Source organism: Pseudomonadaceae bacterium SI-3 (genome assembly GCA_004010935.1).
In the GTDB taxonomy this organism is placed as follows: Bacteria; Pseudomonadota; Gammaproteobacteria; order Pseudomonadales; family Pseudomonadaceae; genus Stutzerimonas.
This window is the reverse complement of sequence record CP026511.1, coordinates 1,981,336-1,998,832: the sequence shown is the minus strand read 5'-3', so window position 1 is coordinate 1,998,832 and position 17,497 is coordinate 1,981,336. Positions and strand designations below refer to the sequence as shown.

The following is a 17,497-nucleotide window of genomic DNA, read 5'->3' as shown; positions in this document are numbered from 1 at the left end:
CGGTCGAGCATCAATGACGGAGAGGCAGGGATGAATAGCCGAAAAATCGCGGTACTGGCGCTGATTCTGGTGCTGCTGGCCGGCTTCTTCGTGTTCGATATGGGCCAATACCTCAGTCTCGACGCGATCAAGGCGCAGCAAGCGGCGCTCGACGCACAGGTGGAGGTTCACCCATGGCTCGCGGGTGGCGTTTTCTTCCTTGGCTATGTATTGGTCACGGCGTTGTCACTGCCTGGTGCCGCATTGATGACGCTTGTCGGCGGAGCGCTTTTCGGTTTGTTTGGCGGCACGCTGCTGGTGTCCTTCGCATCGACGCTCGGCGCGACCCTCGCGATGTTGCTCAGCCGCTACTTGCTTCGCAGCTGGGTGCAGGCACGCTTTCGGCAACGACTGGCCAAGATCGACCAGGGCGTGAACCGCGAAGGCGCCAGTTACCTGTTTGCCTTGCGTCTGGTCCCGGTATTTCCCTTCTTCCTGATCAATCTGGCGATGGGTCTTACGCAATTACCCGTCCGTACATTTTGGTGGGTCAGTCAACTGGGCATGCTGCCCGGAACGCTGGTGTACGTGAATGCCGGGCGCGAGCTAGGTCAGCTGGAGTCTTTGGGCGGCATTCTCTCACCGGGGCTGATTGGCGCCTTCGTGCTGCTGGGGCTGTTGCCGGTGTTGTCGCGTAAGGCGCTGGACGTGTTCAAGGCACGCAAGGTTTACGCGGGCTGGGAAAAACCACGTCGGTTCGACCGTAACCTGGTGGTCATTGGCGCCGGTTCCGGTGGGCTGGTCAGCGCCTATATCGCAGCGGCGGTAAAGGCCAAGGTCACTCTGATCGAAAAACACCGGATGGGCGGCGATTGCCTGAACACAGGCTGTGTCCCGTCGAAGGCGCTGATCCGCTCGGCCAGACTGGCCAATGAGCTCAAGAAGGCCGAGCAGCTGGGCTTCAAGCCAATCGAGGGCGAGGTGGACTTCGCCGCCGTCATGCAACGCATCCAGCGCGTGATCGCCACGATCGCGCCACATGACTCGGTTCAGCGGTACACCGAACTCGGCGTCGAGGTAATCGAAGGCACAGCACGGATCACCTCGCCGTGGACCGTCGAGGTCAACGGCCAGCGCCTCAACACCCGCGCCATCGTCATCGCCACTGGCGCAGGTCCGAAGGTGCCCGATATTCCCGGTATCGACCAGGTCGCACCGCTTACCTCGGACACGGTCTGGGCCTTGCGTGAGCAACCCAAACGGCTGCTGGTATTAGGCGGTGGGCCGATCGGTTGCGAGTTGGCGCAGGCCTTTCAACGGCTCGGATGCCAGGTCATCCTGGTTCAGCGCAACGAGCGCCTGCTGCCCCGTGAGGACTCCGACGCCAGCGCGGCCGTACTGGCGGGGTTGCGCAAAGACGGTGTGGATGTACGTCTGCAGCACCGCGCCGAGCGTTTCGACGCGATCGATGGCGAGCGGCAGGTCGTCTGCCGTGATCTCTCACTCGACGGTGAAGTGGTCATCGAGTTCGACCAGCTACTGGTCGCGCTGGGCCGAGCCGCCAATATTCAGGGTTTCGGTGTCGAGGAACTGCAACTACAAGTGCGGGAAAACGGCACTCTCGCCACTGACGAGTACTTGGCTACCCGCTTTCCAAACATCTATGCGGTCGGTGACGTAACCGGCCCCTTCCAGTTCACCCATGTCTCCTCGCATCAAGCGTGGTACGGCGCGGTGAACGGGCTGTTCGGCGGATTCAAGCGCTTCAAAGTGGACTACCGCGTGATCCCCTGGGCCACCTTTACCGACCCGGAGGTCGCCCATGTCGGGCTCAACGAACAGCAGGCCAAGGCTCAAGGCATCGCCTATGAAGTCACCCGCTTCGGCATGGATGACCTTGACCGCGCCATCGCCGATGAAGCCGCCTATGGCTACATCAAGGTGCTGACAGTGCCGGGCAAGGACCGCATTCTCGGCGCTACCATCGTCGGCAAGCATGCCGGTGATCTGATCACCGAGTACGTCTCGGCAATGAAGCATGGGCTGGGGCTGAACAAGATTCTCGGCACCATCCACATTTACCCGACCCTGGCCGAAGCCAACAAATCTGTGGCCGGCGAATGGAAACGCACCCATGCCCCGGCCACGGTATTGCGCTGGCTGGCGCGCTTCCACCGCTGGCGACTTGGCGGCAGCGCGGATTCGCAATAACCAGGGCACAGCCCTCAGCAGGTCGGCGCAAACGGAAACGGAACCGTCACTTTGATCAACCTGTAAAGGTGAAGCAACGGGTGAAACTCAACTGTTAGCAGCTGGACCTTGCATCGAATGCCCGACAGGACAGATCCAAAGACACCTTCAACGCCTCGCTGCAAACAATAAGCAGAGCGGCTTATCCGACGGAACATAACCGCAGCGCCGAGATGTGCCACCCGCCATCCCCAACGAGCCAGCTTGATGACTACGAAGCAAACCCCTCCTGACGACGCAGCGCTGGTCCTCATCTGCAAGCGACCTGCCCTTGGCCACGGCAAACAGCGCCTGGCCGTGCACATCGGTGTCGAGCGAGCCTTGAATATCGCCGAGCATCTGCTTGATTGCGCACTGGAAGACCTGCGCAGCTGGCACGGGCCGGTCGTCATTGCCCCCGATCAGAGGGATGCGTGTGACTGGGCCGCACAGCTGATGCCGCAGGCTCTGTGTCTGGCGCAAACTGCCGGCAACCTGGGCGAACGAATCAACAACCTGGACCACAGCTTGCGCGGCCTCGGCCATCGGCAGCTTCTGTACATCGGAAGCGACGCCCCAGCGCTCACACCGGATGACTATCAGCGGGTACACGCTGCGTTGGGGACACACGATACGGTGCTCGTGGCTGCGCGAGACGGTGGGGTGGTGCTGATGGCGTCGAAACTTCCCTGGCCGGATCTAGCTGCCTTGCCGTGGAGCACCCCTGAACTGGGTCACGCACTGGCGGACGCATGCCGTCGGGTGGGTCATTCGGTTGCGCTCAGCGGGGAATCGTTCGATATCGACGAACAAGCGGACCTGCCTCTTGCAGCCCAAGCGCTCGCCGACGACCCCAGAGCAGCGAGGCGAAGACTGCTACAAACGCTGAACAATCTTGAGGGACTGCGACGGTGAGCTCATCAGGGATCAGCGTGATCATCCCGTGCCTGCACGACGAAGAGCACCTTGATCGGCTGCTTCTGCAATTGCGTCTGGCTGAGTCAGAAACCGGGACTCCGCTGCAAATCGTCGTAGTGGATGCGGCTGTCAGTGAGCGATGCCAAGCGCTGTGCCGGAACCACGATGCGCTGTGGTCATCGGCAACGCCATCGAGGGGCGAGCAGTTACGCCAGGGAGCCGCGCTCTCGGCGCATGAGACTCTCTGGTTTCTGCATGCCGACGCCGATCTGGACCGGCAGGCATTGATGGCCGTGAGCGAGGCCATAGAGAAAGGCGCTACGGGAGGCTACTTCGCGTTTCGCTTCAGCGACACGAACAGCTGGCAAGGCCGCTTGATCGAACGCCTGGTGGCTTGGCGAAACCGGGTCGGCGTGCCCTATGGCGATCAAGGCATCTTCGCTCGCCGGACAACCTATTTCGCCGTAGGGCAACATGCGCCCTGGCCGCTTTTCGAGGAAGTTCCGCTGGTCAAGGGATTGCGCAGCCAAAAGCATTTTCGCCGCCTGGAGCATGGGCTCGGGGTCAGCTCACGCCGTTGGCAACGCGATGGCTGGTGGCGCCGCGCCGGCCGCAATCGTCTGCTGGTCCTGGGTTTCATGCTGGGGCTGTCGCCCTTTACGCTTGCACGGCTCTACGCTAGAAGAAACGTAACGGGCTCAAAGCCACGCGATACTTCCCGCCTGGGATAGTGATTACCTGTCAGGCATAAAACGCTGTTTAAAGACCTGACGTGGCTGCGATTCGACTAACAGCGCCAGCGCTGGCCCCGTCTGCCTGGACTGGGACGGCGACGGCTCGAGCACTGAGCTTAGAGATTCGACTTCGAGCGAGCCTGCGCAGCCTTCGACCCGTGTGGCTGTAATCCAGGATTAGCCAGCTGCCGGCAAGCGATGCTTACGGACCCCATCCTCAACGCCTTCACCGTAAGCCGACGCATACCAAGTTGGGTCTGATGAAAACATCGGGGCAGCTGTTCAGCGCGCCCTAATCGGGGGCGGTATCTCGATCATCATGCGGTCGCTTGCTCCAACCAGCCGAGCAGTCGGATGGCCTCCTGTCGGCTGTCACCACAGACAATATGATCCGCTTGAAACTGGCTGCAAACCGCAGGCCTGGAAGGCAAGCCGAACAATCTGCAGAGGTTCTGCTCAGAAAGATGCAGGCAGCGCTCGCCAGCCGGTTTTCCTGAAGGCATACCGGGCATCGGCGAGCTGATCGAAGGGGCAACGCAACAGGCACCGCAACCAAGACGGCAGTTCATTCCAACGATCCGAAATGAAAATAACGGGCAGCGATAATAGTCGCAGCCTTAGCAAAAGACACTAGCGCGACGCGACGCCCGTCTGATACTTGCGAGGCCGTGCCGAGAGCCAATAGGATTCGCCACCGCCCCGGAGTGACCTATGCCTATCTGGATTCAGACTGCCGTCCTGCTGTGCGTTTCCAACCTGTTCATGACCTTTGCCTGGTACGGTCATCTCAAGACACTCAACGGGAAGCCGTGGCTCATAGCCGCGTTGATCAGCTGGGGCATCGCGCTGTTCGAGTATCTGATCATGGTGCCGGCGAATCGAATCGGCTACACCGAGCTGTCGATCGGTCAGCTGAAGATCATGCAGGAAGTGATCACCCTCGCCATCTTCGTGCCTTTCAGTGTGCTGTACATGCAGCAACCGTTGAAGCTCGATTACCTCTGGGCCGGGATGTGCTTGTTGGGCGCTGTGTACTTCATCTTCCGCTCATAGCAGTCGCTTCGCCGGGCATTTTTAGGCAGCGTAGCTTGCCGCAATGCGATCTGATGACGGCGTCCAGCGGCTTCGGCATACTGGCCGCCCTTTTCCCACCCCTTAGAGATTTTTCGAATGTTCAAAGTCAACGAGTACTTCGACGGCACCGTCAAATCCATCGCCTTCGACATGGCAGCGGGCCCCGCCACCATCGGCGTCATGGCGCCTGGCGAATATGAGTTCGGCACGAATCAGTTGGAAGTTATGCACGTTGTCGCTGGCAGCCTCGAGGTGAAACTGCCGGGTAGCGAAAACTACGAAACTTTCGGCGCTGGCACCCAGTTCACCGTACCGGCGAACAGCAAGTTTCAGCTGAAGGTGGCGGAGGCGACTGCCTACTTGTGTGAGTACCGCTAAGCGGCAGATTTTGATAAGCGGCAATCCAGAGCGCTTGCGCGGTGGATGGATAAAGCGCCATCCACCCTACATCATCTGTAGGGTGGGCTTCAGCCCACCAAAACTGCTCACGAACGTCGACCTCAACCGAATTACCCCAATGTCGTGTAAGCCTGACTGACCTGCTTCGACTGGTTCAAGCGCGTCAGCTCCCCAGCCAATCGCTCTCGCTCCGCTTGACCAGCCTGCTGGAGCTCAAGGTAGATCCGTGACAGCTCGGCCAGTTGCTCGCGCAGCTCCGCGTCAGAAGCATCCTGCTCACCTAGCGCGGCCACCAAACTACGACACTCCTCGTCCAGCAGGGCAATGGTTTCCCAATCGCCCGCCGCGAAAGCATCACGCAACTTCTTTGCGAGTAACGCGAATGCTTGTTTGGGTGACGACATGGCCATGCTCGATCCTGCACCTAGTGACTAAATCAGAAGCGGATCGTAGGCTGCTTCGAGAGCAAACGTCTTACGCCTTAGGCGCAATCTGATCCCAGCCTACCTTGATCTCACCCAGCAGCCTGCCTACTTCATTCAGCTTTTCGATATCGTTGTGCCGGCTTGCCTCGAACAGACGCATCGTCATGTATTCATAGAGCCGATCCAGGTTCTCGGCCAGCTCGCCGCCGATACTCTTGTCCAGCGCATCGCGCAGACCGCCGATAATGTTGATGGCCTTACCGACCAGAACGCCTTTCTCAGCGAACGCATCACGCTCCATGGCGCCCTTAGCCTGAGCGATTCGATCCAGGCCGCCCTGCATCAACATTTGAATCAAGCGGTGGGGATCAGCTTCGTTGACTTGAACCTTAACACCCACTTGCTGGTACTGCTTCATTGCTGCCATAGCGTACATTGGATAAGCCCCTCGCCACATCTGATTGCTTATGAGGTTTATCGGTCAAAGGCTCGCAAGCTTGATAGCAACAGATGAACCAAAACGAAAAAAACCGCTTTTCATAGCGGTCAAAAAAACTGTCGTGTCCCTGCGTTTCCGCAGCTAGAGTCGTTCGATTGGCTGCAAGTTTGGGCTCAAGGCACGCCTTATCCCAGCCTTTAAGCCGATCTAGACGAAGCCTTCTTGAGTGGCGGGGCTGCAGTACTGCTCGCGCTTAGTAGCCGAATCTAAGCGCCGCAATGGACGGTAGTTAAATTATCGTTTCGAGCTATTAGCCGACCACGGAAGATTTTCAAGCGATGCCAGCAGGCTCGACGAGGTGTTCGCAAGCTGCCCCACCAGCATATCCATGGCGTTAAACTGCTTGTATAAACGCTCTTGCAGAGAAGTAATGCGACGATCAAGGTCTTCTTTCTGCTGTCCTATCGCCGAAATTGTCTTGGTCATCGCTTGGTTACGCTGCTCGAGAATCCCTCCCGCCTCAGTATATGGTTTCAACTTGCTATCTAGCCTAGCTGCTAACCCGTTCTCGCCGGCGAACAACGTAGCCAATTCCTCAAAGCCACCATCCATTGCAGTGCTGAGTTTGTCATTGTCAATCTTTAGCGTGCCATCTCGCTGAGTAGTCACGCCAAGATCCGTCAGCGCCCGAATGGCGCCAGAACCTTGCACATTCACTAACTCATTCCGGATAGTGTTAAGCAATGTACGAGCAGTAGCATCTCCCACCAAGGCTCCTGCAAGGGGCAGCTTATCGTCACCCACCTTGGTTACTTTCGTCTGGCTGTTTACGACATCGATTAGCTTGTTATAGGCATCAACGAACGTTTGAACTTGTTTCTTAACGCCCGCTTCATCAGCCGTAATTCCCAAGGTAAGAGGCTTGCCAGCCTCCGTCAGCCCTTTCAACTCCAGCGTAACCCCTTCAATAGCCGTGTCGACGCTGTTGGTTTTGCTGGTGATGTTCAAACCATCAATTGTGAGTTCAGCGCTTGCAGCCTTAGCGATGACACCTGCTGAACCGTCAGAACCTGGGGCGTCCACTCCTCCTGCGAAGGCAAGCTTCGACAGGTCACCAACCGAATCGCCGCTGACAGCTACAGTGATGTCCTCGTTCACTCCTGTCACTGAGCTACTGAGCACCAACCGGGAGCCCGATGTGTCCGTAACGATGGTCGCACTCAAGCCATCTTTGGCTCCGGCCTTGTTGATGGCGTCTCGGACTCCAGCCAAGGTATTGTTACTTTCATCAATCGTGATCGCGGGAAAGGCTTTAGCGCCGACGCTCACTGTCAACGTCCCGCTGCCAAGCGTGACCGGGGCGGCAGGATCATCTTGGATGGCCTGAAGTGCCACTTTGCTACCAGCGGCAAGCTGCGTAACGTTTAACTGATAACTACCAGCCCCGGCGGTAACGCCTGCTTTTACGGCTAAAAGATTCGTATCGGATGAAGTGGCGGCGCGCGCTTTGAACAACTCAGGCTTGTTCAGATTGCCTAGGGCCGTCTGAAAATCGCTAATAGCGTTTTTCAACGCTCCGACTGCAGTGATCTGTGTCGTCGTCTTCTTTTCAAGATTGGCAAGCTGCGTCGCCTTGGGTGCGCGCTCGGCCGCCACCATGCTGGATACGATACTGTTGATATCAATACCGGAACCGATGCCAGTTACCCCAGCCATAGCCATACCTCGTCAAGAAAACGTTAACCGTGAAGACTATACAAAAATCGTACCGTTTAAGCCTTGGCTTCGAACAACAAGCTACGCATTTCATCCAAACGCTCGGTGAGCCGAAGAATTTCCTCTGATGGTATCTGTCGGACAACCGTACCCGAATCACCATCTATGACTTTTACAACCACGTCGCCTGTCGAAGCGTCGACGCTGAAGCTCAGGTCTCGCTGAATACTTTGCACCTGCGAGCGAAACCGCTCGACCAGGTCCTTCATATTTTCCTGCTGCCCTGCTTCTGCTGGTTTCTCCGGCTGTTGAGTCTTTTCAGACGCAGAAAACCCAACCTCCGTAAGCAGGCTGGGTGAAGATCTAGCGGGCATTGATGCTGAGATGCCGCTCGTTACTTTCCCGACGTCCATTGATTCACCTCTCATGAATCAATGAGGGTAGAGCTGAGCCCTACCCTCATCGTTACGCCTTCTGCTCGATTACTGCAGCAGACTCAGAACAGCCTGTGGCAGCTGCTTGGCCTGGGCAAGGATCGCGGTACCAGCCTGTTGCAGGATCTGATTCTTGCTCAGGTTGGCGGTTTCAGCCGCGAAGTCGGTGTCCTGGATACGTCCGCGGGCAGCCGAAACGTTCTCAGAGATATTTTGCAGGTTGCCGATGGTGTTTTCGAATCGGTTCTGCACCGCACCGAGATCTGCACGCTGCGAATCGATCTTCTGAATCGCCTGGTCGATAACCATTACAGCGGTTTGAGATCCCTTCACAGTGCTTACATCAATCCCCGAGATCTTTGTCTCTGTTGCGGCTGTTGCAGCTGTGTAAGCAGCACCAGCGGTCAAGCCAGTCGGAAGAGCTGACACTGACAATGCGGTCAGCGCGTTAGCCGCACCGTCATCATCCAGGCCCGACATCACCTTCGTAGCACCACCCTCAGTCACGAATGCACCCAAACCGACGTTCGCATCGTTGATTGCTGTAGCAATCTGCTGAGTTGCCTGGGCTGCAGTTGTTCCACTTGCGATGGTGGTGGTTACGGTAAAGTTTTCGCCATTGACGGTTCCACTTACAGTAACAGTGCCTGAAGCGCTGGCGGTTCCTCCGGCTGCAGCGACAGAGCCTTCAAACGACTTTCCTTTCAAGGAATCAGTGCTCATCTCGTCAATCTTGACGCTGATGGTTTCGTTCGCGGCGCTACCGACCTGGAACGTAGTGGTGTCAAAGCTGCCATCGAGCAGCTTCTTGCCACCGAAGGTGGTGGTGTTGGAAATACGATCCAGTTCTTTCTTCAGCTCGCTTACTTCTGAGTTCAGTGCCTTACGCTCTGAATCGCTGTTGGATCCGTTCGATGACTGCAGGGCCAGATCACGCATACGCTGCAGAAGATTAGTCGACTGCTGAAGTGCGCCTTCAGCGGTCTGAGCCATAGAGATGCCATCGTTGGAGTTCTTTACAGCGACTCCGAGGCCGTTAACCTGGCTGGTTAGACGGTTCGCAATCTGCAGACCTGCGGCATCGTCTTTGGCGCTGTTGATCCGGCTGCCAGTCGACAAACGCTGCATGGAAGTGGTGAGCGAGTTGGAAGAATTGTTCAGGTTGCGCTGAGTGTTCAGGGAAGCAACGTTTGTGTTAACTGTCAAAGCCATGATGTTTGTCCTCCATCGGACCTAGCTTGTATTGCCTGGGTTGCGACCCTAGCCTGCAATGCTCAGGCAACCAGTGAGTTCGCATTCGTAATTGATATCGGCGGTGCGTCAGGAAGCTTTAGCTAAAAATTTGAAGCGTTTGGCCAAGGCTACGAAAAGGGTGACGCAGTGAACCTATCGGCAAATGTGGCTGTAATCGGAGGAAAATAAAAAGCTGCTCCCCTTAAGGAGAACAGCTTTATGGCACGGAGCTGAAAAAATCAGTGCGAGTTCGGCAACCAAGCACTACGCCAATCCGCCAGCGCTGCGTCTTGGAGCATCCAGCCGCTGAGCACGGCGGATCGCAGCTCATCACCGTGGCGAGCAGTTGTATCGAGGTCAGCCAAGTGCATGCGAATCGCATCGACCCAATCCCTGAAGCGATTCTTCACGCGAGTCACTGGTAGACCGCCTCGATAGTTACCTACATCACTGCAAATGACGGGAAATCCACATGCGCCGTACTCCAGCAGCCGTAAATTGCTTTTGCACTCGTTGAACAGGTTTTGCTCGAGTGGGGCCAAGGCAAGGTCGAGGTTCAAACCAGCCAGCGCAGCGGGATAGAGACTGATTTCAACCCCTGCATGAAACTCTTTAACGTAAGGCCTGAGCTTCTCTGGACACATCCCAAAGAAGATCCAGTCCACCTCGTCCGAAAGCGCTTTTACTACATCGGCGATCAGCTCCAAGTCGCCTGTATGACCGGCGCCACCAGCCCAGCCAACACGAGGTCGTTTGCTTATCCTGCGCTGCCCCTGAAGCCCTTGCCACCAACTAGGAGGAAGTTTGTTCTCTGCTACTCGGATATCGTGATGAAAACTGGAAAAAGCGTCCGCTAGAGCTTCGGTTGATACGACGAAGCGATCCACATAGCTTAAGGCTCGACGGAGAGACTTCACGATATCCTTAGGCATATGCTGCTTATGCGCGCTCTTCATAGGCACGTTCGGCAGATAATCATCGAGTTCGTATACCTTGAAAGCACGCGAAAACTCCTTCATCCGACGCATCGCTTCTAAACGCTCCTCGCCAATCTGACGCTGCAGCAAGATAACGTCGGGATCGTATCGCTCAAGGTCCGCGACATGCATAAGCCCCATAGACAGCGCACCATCGATCAGGCCCGCGTCCTGCTGCGCCTTGAAAGGCTGCATTAGCCGGTAATGACCGCAGCCGAACTGGTCTGCCGGGTGTGCCAGAACAACGGGCAGAGGCCGCCAGGTCGCTAGTGGCCGCCAGGACAATGCCGTGTCGGCCAACTTAAAGCCCCCCGGCTTAACCAGAGAGAAATTGGCGTTATAAGCGGGGTCCCGGGCGAGTAATGGCAACCATTTGGCGTATAAGGCATCGGCCTCTTCCACACTTGGAGCCTTAGGCTCTCGCCCTATCATCATCTTTGCTCTAGGTGACCATACTGTCAGAAAACCGGCCTCACGAGCCCTAAGACAAAGATCAACCCCAGCAAGCGTACCGCTTAGCTCAACTTCATCTAGCCCCCCAATAGCGCCCCAGAGCTCCTTCGATACCATTAGGCAGTCAGAACTCACCGCGCTGTAGTTCTGCTCCACTTGCAGCCGTTGCATGTATCCTGCAGCCGACAGAGCCTCACCTTCAAATGGGCTAGTTGCCGGCCCTCGCAACCCCAGCACCAGCCCTGCATGACTAATGGTGCTTTCCTTGTTGATCAGCTCCGAACCCACGATGCCAACCTCGGGACGAAGAGCATGATTAAGCATCTCATCCAGCCACGCTTCGCTGATCACTGCACAGCACTGCGAAAGCAGCACCAAATATTCACCTTGCGCAACAGCAGCTGCCTGGTTACATATGGCGTCTTGGCCGGCTTCCTCTGGAAAACGCAGTACACGGATGCGCTGCTCCGCCATCGATTCAATCCCGATCAGCCATTCCCGAACTTCTCGAGAGGCTCTACTATCTTCAAGCAAAAGAATTTCATAATTTGCGTAACGAGTATTCTCCATAACACTTGTAACGCAACGCAGCAAAATCGGCAGCTGATCTTCCACCGAAATCAAAATACTGACCAAAGGTTTATCAGCATGGCCATAGTTTATTAAGTAACGCCCCGGCAGCGAAGAATCGATACTCGCACCTTTATATCCCCTCTCGTGCAGGTGCCGGATGACAATTCGCTGTTCTTCCTCAACGTTAACCAGCGCTGGCGGCGATGTAATCAAGAGCGGCTCGTCAACGTGCCCTATTCCCGCCAAGCCGCCAACATTTACGAAACGCAGAATCAACTCAAACTCTAACGCCTCTGGATAATCTGGATTAAAGCCACCGACCTCAACCAGCACTTCCCGACGGAAAATCCAGTGCTGTGCCATACCAGCGGGAAAGCTAAGCAAATAATCGAGATTCATGGACGGACGGAACGCGGCCCCCAATGACCCGTCATCCTGACGGTATAATTCATCACAATATATTGCTCGGAAATCCGCTGCCCCTAAGAGCTCCAAGCCAGCCATTAATAAGCCGGCAGAAGTGAACTCATCCCCTGCTTTGACCAGAACAAGCCAGTCGAAACGTGCCGTCGCTAAATACGTGTTTATTTGTAAGACCCAGTTGGCTTTGGTTACGTTAACAATCTCCCCACCAAAGGACTCGGCAAGCGAGTCGCTAGTAGTGAACACCACAGGCTCAATGTTAGCGTACAGGTTGTGCGGCTCTCCGAGCGAAGCCAGCGTTCCCAAGACCTCCTGGCGCTCCGCCTTGAGGTCCAATAGCAAGACGCCGAACGACGGACCCTGCCCGTTTTGTTCTAGGCGCTCCTTCACCAAGCGTTCTTGCGTCGACGTTAGAACTCGCATTTCCAGCCAATCTGTAAGGCTAGCGGGTTGATGGTTATTTGATAGGTCAGAAACGCCAAAGCGCTTTAACACTGCGCGCCGGCCGCTGCGCACAACGTCACTATCTAAATCAGAATGACGCCGATACATCTCCCGATAAAGCGGCCCAAAGTTCTTCTGCTCACGACCGAGCATATGGTCGCTTCCAGTATTCGGCGCATCCCGAAGATGGACTTCAGCTGTTATCTGAGGAACATGAACAAAATGATAGCGGGCGGCCAATCGCAGCAGCATGTCCCAGTCTTCGAAGGCTGTCAGTTTAGTATCAAACTCGCCGACTTCAGCTAGCATGCTGCGTGGGTGAGCCCAAGTATTTACTGGGATGTAATTCTGAATGAACAGACGAGTCTTGTCGTACTCCTCGTGAGCGAACGGCGCTTGGCGGCTCAATTCGATACGCTCGGCTCTCTCTAAGCGTTCGTTAACATACTCGACCCCGGTGTACGCGACGGACCATGGCTGACGCTCGAACACCTTGGCCAAAACAGCCAAGTGATCGGGCAGATATATGTCGTCATCATCGAGGTAAACGACGAAGCGTCCTCTTGCCAGCCTGAGGCCAGCATTGCGCGCCGCAGACAACCCCTGATTGCGCCCCTGGCGGATATAGGTGATGGGAAAGTCATAGGCGGCCAGCAGGTGCTCGACCGGCTCGCCGTTGTCATTGATTAGGATGACTTCGAAATCGCGCAGGGTCTGGCTGCCGACACTGGCCAAAGCGTCCTGCAGCAGATCGGAGCGGTTGTAGGTGGTGAGGATGATGGAAAACAGTGCACGCTCGTCTTCTCGAGCGAGACCGTCCAAGCGCTCGCATAGTTTCCTGGCGCGCTCGCCCAGATCGCTATTAAGCTCACTCGGATGTTGCACCATACGCCGCCGAAGATGCTCGGCCACCTCCCGCGCACGACTTCTAAGAAGCGCTTCTCTGCCTCGTTCGAAAACACCTTCGAGGATGCACAGATGCCCTTGTAACGGGGAGGACGTGCCGTAGTATTCATTGGAATGTTGCGCACCGTGAACACGGTAGCTTACACCTGGCGAAGTGGTGAAAACGAAGTCGGGATAACGCTCCCCAAGCTGAACCATCAAATGCCAGTCACCAGCGCCGCGAATTCGGACATCACGCTGCCAAGCCTCGAAGAATGCCTCCCGTCTTATGATTGCCGCAGAGGGCGTGATGTAGTTGTCGTAGACCAGCAGGTCCGCGACCTCATTGCGCCCACCGATGTAGTCGGCCTCGCGGTGGCCGGGATGGATAGGTCCGACGAGAGGCTTGCCCTGCTCATTAACCCAGCTGATCGGGCTATAGCCAACTGCAATCCGAGAATCACGCTCCATTGCGGGAAGAATCCGGGAGACATGCCCTGGATTCATGAAGTCATCTGCCATGAACAGAATCAGGTACTTTCCCTTGGCTGCCCAGAAACCGTTGTGACTGTTATTGCCAGCACCGAAGTTTCTCCGATTGCGCATATAGCGCACCCGAGGATCCGCTGCAAAGTCCGCCATTACGCCCTGTGTATCATCCGTCGAGGCATTATCCAGGACAAGAACCTCTATGGAGTCGACGCCCTGGCTGAGCACAGAGCGCACCGCCTGCTTTATGTAGCGGGCATAGTTAAAGGCAGGAATCACCACACTCAGCAACAGCTCGTCACCACGCACCTGCGAAGCATCGAGCGCAATGCCGGACGTCAGTGCGTTGATCCAGAAGTCGATGGTATAGGGATAGATACGCTCATCCGGACGCGCACTGCCCTGCATGAGGAAAGAGCGCAGACGAGCCGCTAGGGCCTGGTAGTCGTTCCAGGCCATAGCATCGAGAAAGGCATACAGTTCGGCGTCAGTGGAAAACGCAGTGCCATCCACATAACAATCAGCCGGAAACCACTCGGGGACAGGCGTGACAGCGTTGTGCACGGGTACTGCACCGCAAAGCAGGCACTCCTGCCACTGGGGCGACAACCACCCCATCAGCTCGGCATGTGCATCGCACACGACAAAATGAGAGTGCTCGAGCTTCACCCCATCACGCCCGAATACATGGGACCTGTTGTTGAAAGGCGGACGCGGCGGCAAATCCGCGAGCGGCACATTCAGCGGTTGATTCAGCCGAATCAGGTGCTGCCCTTGAAAAGCCTCGCGAGCCGGCAGAAACACACGATCAAAACGGTCGTACGCACCTTTCGCCCCGTCCGCATGCTCCAGCCGCATCAGGTAGCGGCGCACGCCGGCTGATACATTCACTGCCCCCAGTCCCGGGAGGTCCTGTTCGACGAAAAGCACAGCGTCGTGACTATCTTGCGTGGTCGATGCAATCAAACGCTCGAAACGCAGACCGTTAACATCACCATAAATCTGCAACGGCTCCAGCGGAAGCAACGACAGTAGCCTTGTCCACTGCTCGTCACTCAAGAGGAAAGCCTCACCCTCCACTCCCGGACGAATTCCAGCGATCCCCACTCGCCAGGGCTCACCCTGACAACGACCACCTGCAATCGAGGCCCAATCCATAACCTTATCCCCTGTACGGCCTCGCTCACACGCTGCCTTGTTGAATTTCAATTACCGTAGCCTTTTAGGCTGGCCCAGGCAGCCATGCTCTCGATCGACTGATCCAATGCTGTCCATATATCCAACCCCAGCTGGCGAGCTCTGGAGATGTCAGGCACGTAGAAGGATCGGCTAGAGTCATCAGGCTGACCCAGTATCCGCAAGGGCTTCCCTGGAGAAACACGCTCCATCACCCGCTGCGCTAGCGCAGCCACGCTGATAGCCTCGTCGGAGCCGACGTTGTAGACCTCGCCGGACTGCCCCCTGACCAGCAAGGTCAGCAACCAGCCGGCTAGATCGGCACCATGCAGGTAGCTGCGTACGGCCTGCCCGCTTGAATGAAGCACTATCTCATCCGCGCACAGGGCATCACGCACGAAGTTACCGATCGCAAAATGTGCGTCGAGCGGCAACCCAGGCCCGGAAAAAGCGAAACAGCGCGTCATCACGACAGGCAGACCATGCTGTTGCGCATAGATAGCTGCAAGCGTCTCCTGTGCCCGCTTCGCTTCGCCGTAGGCACTGTTCGCACTGTTGCTGACACATGCGCCTGGATATGTTTCGACGACGCCCGCATCCTCATCCGAAGCGCCCGGCAAGCTACCGTATTGTGCCCCGGACCCCGTCAACAGCACGCGTGCATCATGCTGCACAGCCAAGTCCAGCACCCTGCGCGCGCCCGAGACAATGGTGTCGAAGAGTTCCAGTGGTCTGCCCTGAGCAGCTGCGGAGGTATCGGCAGCCGCATGCAGGATCAACGTCACCGGGCATCCTGATAACGCTCGAAGATCGCGAACATCACCGCTTAACCAGTGCAACCAGGAGCAATCTCGGTAGCGTGGTTGAGCATCGAGAAAGCGAGCCGGCGTGCGTGACAGCACGCTGACTTCCACCCCTGCCCCCTGCTGGTTCAACTTATAGAGCAACGCCAGCAGCCACTGGCCAAAAAAGCCCGTACCACCAGTCAGCAGCAAGTGTTGCCCGGCCAATTCGCCATGCAGTCCCAACGTAGCGGGAATACCTTGCAGCGCTCGCTGGATGATCGGTGAATGAGGGGAGAAATCAGGCATCGACGTTATTGCCCCGACAGTACATCGGCGAAGAAAACATCCACGTTCTCACTTCAATAAAAGTACAAGGTAATGTCTTCCAGAATATCCGCATACAAGCGAATGCCAATTCTGTAGTCCGGGCGGATGGCAGATACTTCGTCCATCAACCGCCAGAAATCGTCCGAGCGATGATAGGCACAGACCGCCAAGGTGGGCTTGTCACGATGGATGACAGTGCGCGCACCACGCAAGGCTGCGGCCTCCATCCCCTCGATGTCGAGTTTGAAAAGACCTACCTTGCCTTGCACCACGGCATCCAGCGGCACTCCCTGGATGTAAGAGGTGATGTTTGCGGGGACATGGCTACTCAACTCGCCCGCGATGTCATAAGACAGCTCAGGCTGATAAGTAGCCCGGCTCGGCGCTTCGTCCAACCCCATGTTGAACACCCAGACATGCGGCCGATCAGAGACGCTCCTGAGGGCCTCGTAATAGGCAGGTAGTTCCGGTTCGAACAGCCACGCCTGCTCGACCGGACCAAAATTCGCTTCCAAGCGATGCAGGGTGTCGCCTGATGCCGCCCCTGCATCAACGAAGCGTGCAGCGTGCTCGGGCTGCACGAAAGCCCTGTCGAAATACTCTTCGCCCCAGGGCGACATGACCTTCTGCGCATAGGCAATGGAGAGACGCGTTCTCATGCCAATCAGCGCATCGTAAACCTTGCGCGATGGCTCATCATCCAGGCGCAGAAACGCTGAGATGAAACGCCAAGGCTCCAACAATGGCGCCTCCACGAACGATGAAAACTTCTCGTTCCCCAAGCCTGATCCAGGACCATCCAACGCGTACAGGAACTCATGCATGTTGACCAGGCGAATGCCTGCCACCTGCTGCAACTGCTTGGAAATCGCGTTGCCGTGCCGGCCGCTGGCGACCACAATGACCGAGTTTTCCAGTATGGCGCTGGAGGGATGATCAATCATAAGCCCCTCCAGCGACTCACCCTGCTTGGTAGGATCGTTATCCAGAAAACCTTTGACTTCGAGCCCCAGAACCTGCGCGTAGCGAGCCAGTCGCAACCCGACCTTGAAGGCTCCAAAAATATGGAAACCCTCCCCGAGCCACTCGCTGATTCGCTGCCTGCGATCCGCCAGCTCCGCGAGAACCGCACCGGTATCCAGCAGAGCACTCATGTTCGGGTAGTCCTGCAAACGGGATAGAACCGCCAACTTCGATGGATGCCTGAGCTGTATGTGGTCATGGACATCGCGCAGAAATGCGTCGGATCTGCTCACTGGCACAACCTTGCCATCAGCAAGTGCAAGCGAGTAGATGCAGCCCGCTTGCATCTCTGCTGCAGCAAGATCAAGCTCGGGCAAACGGGTATTTTTCATATCAAACGCCTAACCGATGAGAGCAGCCAC

At 56.7% G+C, this 17,497-nt stretch carries 13 protein-coding genes and 1 pseudogene; 5 read left to right on the top strand and 9 right to left on the bottom strand.

Going from position 1 to position 17,497, the window contains the following annotated elements:
- Positions 1–30 precede the first annotated feature (30 nt).
- The 3 genes and pseudogenes from C1896_09580 to C1896_09570 all read left to right on the top strand — a co-directional run bounded on the left by C1896_09580 (position 31) and on the right by C1896_09570 (position 3,794).
- Positions 31–2,190, top strand: a complete 2,160-nt coding sequence (locus C1896_09580; protein AZZ45131.1) for a pyridine nucleotide-disulfide oxidoreductase — start codon at positions 31–33, stop codon at positions 2,188–2,190.
- Between the two features lie 246 nt (positions 2,191–2,436).
- Positions 2,437–3,123, top strand: coding sequence for a DUF2064 domain-containing protein (locus tag C1896_09575; protein AZZ45130.1), 687 nt, complete (start codon positions 2,437–2,439; stop codon positions 3,121–3,123).
- 11 nt (positions 3,124–3,134) lie between these two features.
- Positions 3,135–3,794: pseudogene (locus C1896_09570) on the top strand (glycosyl transferase family 2).
- A 383-nt stretch (positions 3,795–4,177) separates the two neighbouring features.
- Here the strand turns inward: C1896_09570 and C1896_09565 are convergent.
- Complete coding sequence (locus C1896_09565) at positions 4,178–4,429, bottom strand: hypothetical protein (GenBank protein AZZ45129.1); 252 nt, start codon at positions 4,427–4,429, stop codon at positions 4,178–4,180.
- A 142-nt stretch (positions 4,430–4,571) separates the two neighbouring features.
- Here C1896_09565 and C1896_09560 point away from each other — a divergent pair, with 142 nt between their 5' ends.
- Positions 4,572–4,913, top strand: coding sequence for a hypothetical protein (locus C1896_09560; GenBank protein ID AZZ45128.1), 342 nt, complete (start codon positions 4,572–4,574; stop codon positions 4,911–4,913).
- A 117-nt stretch (positions 4,914–5,030) separates the two neighbouring features.
- A complete protein-coding gene (locus C1896_09555; GenBank protein ID AZZ45127.1) occupies positions 5,031–5,312 on the top strand; it encodes a DUF1255 domain-containing protein in 282 nt (93 codons plus the stop codon).
- A 131-nt stretch (positions 5,313–5,443) separates the two neighbouring features.
- Here the strand turns inward: C1896_09555 and C1896_09550 are convergent, their stop codons facing one another.
- From C1896_09550 to C1896_09515, 8 genes are all read right to left on the bottom strand, one after another.
- Positions 5,444–5,737: a flagellar protein FliT gene (locus tag C1896_09550; GenBank protein ID AZZ47600.1), complete on the bottom strand. Its 294-nt coding sequence runs from the start codon at positions 5,735–5,737 to the stop codon at positions 5,444–5,446.
- Positions 5,738–5,807: 70 nt separating this feature from the next.
- Positions 5,808–6,194: a flagellar protein FliS gene (locus C1896_09545; GenBank protein ID AZZ45126.1), complete on the bottom strand. Its 387-nt coding sequence runs from the start codon at positions 6,192–6,194 to the stop codon at positions 5,808–5,810.
- A 297-nt stretch (positions 6,195–6,491) separates the two neighbouring features.
- Positions 6,492–7,913, bottom strand: a complete 1,422-nt coding sequence (locus C1896_09540) for a branched-chain alpha-keto acid dehydrogenase subunit E2 (protein ID AZZ45125.1) — start codon at positions 7,911–7,913, stop codon at positions 6,492–6,494.
- A 56-nt stretch (positions 7,914–7,969) separates the two neighbouring features.
- Positions 7,970–8,263 carry a flagellin gene (locus C1896_09535; protein AZZ47599.1) on the bottom strand — a complete coding sequence of 98 codons (294 nt, stop codon included), beginning with the start codon at positions 8,261–8,263 and terminating at the stop codon, positions 7,970–7,972.
- Positions 8,264–8,395: 132 nt separating this feature from the next.
- Positions 8,396–9,559, bottom strand: a complete 1,164-nt coding sequence (locus C1896_09530; protein AZZ45124.1) for a flagellin — start codon at positions 9,557–9,559, stop codon at positions 8,396–8,398.
- Between the two features lie 260 nt (positions 9,560–9,819).
- Complete coding sequence (locus C1896_09525) at positions 9,820–14,232, bottom strand: hypothetical protein (GenBank protein AZZ47598.1); 4,413 nt, start codon at positions 14,230–14,232, stop codon at positions 9,820–9,822.
- 797 nt (positions 14,233–15,029) lie between these two features.
- The gene (locus C1896_09520) at positions 15,030–16,091 is read right to left on the bottom strand and encodes an NAD-dependent dehydratase (protein AZZ45123.1); all 1,062 of its coding nucleotides are present in this window, start codon (positions 16,089–16,091) and stop codon (positions 15,030–15,032) included.
- 53 nt (positions 16,092–16,144) lie between these two features.
- On the bottom strand, positions 16,145–17,467 hold the full coding sequence (locus C1896_09515) for a hypothetical protein (GenBank protein AZZ45122.1): 1,323 nt from the start codon (positions 17,465–17,467) through the stop codon (positions 16,145–16,147).
- Between the last annotated feature and the right edge of the window lie 30 nt (positions 17,468–17,497).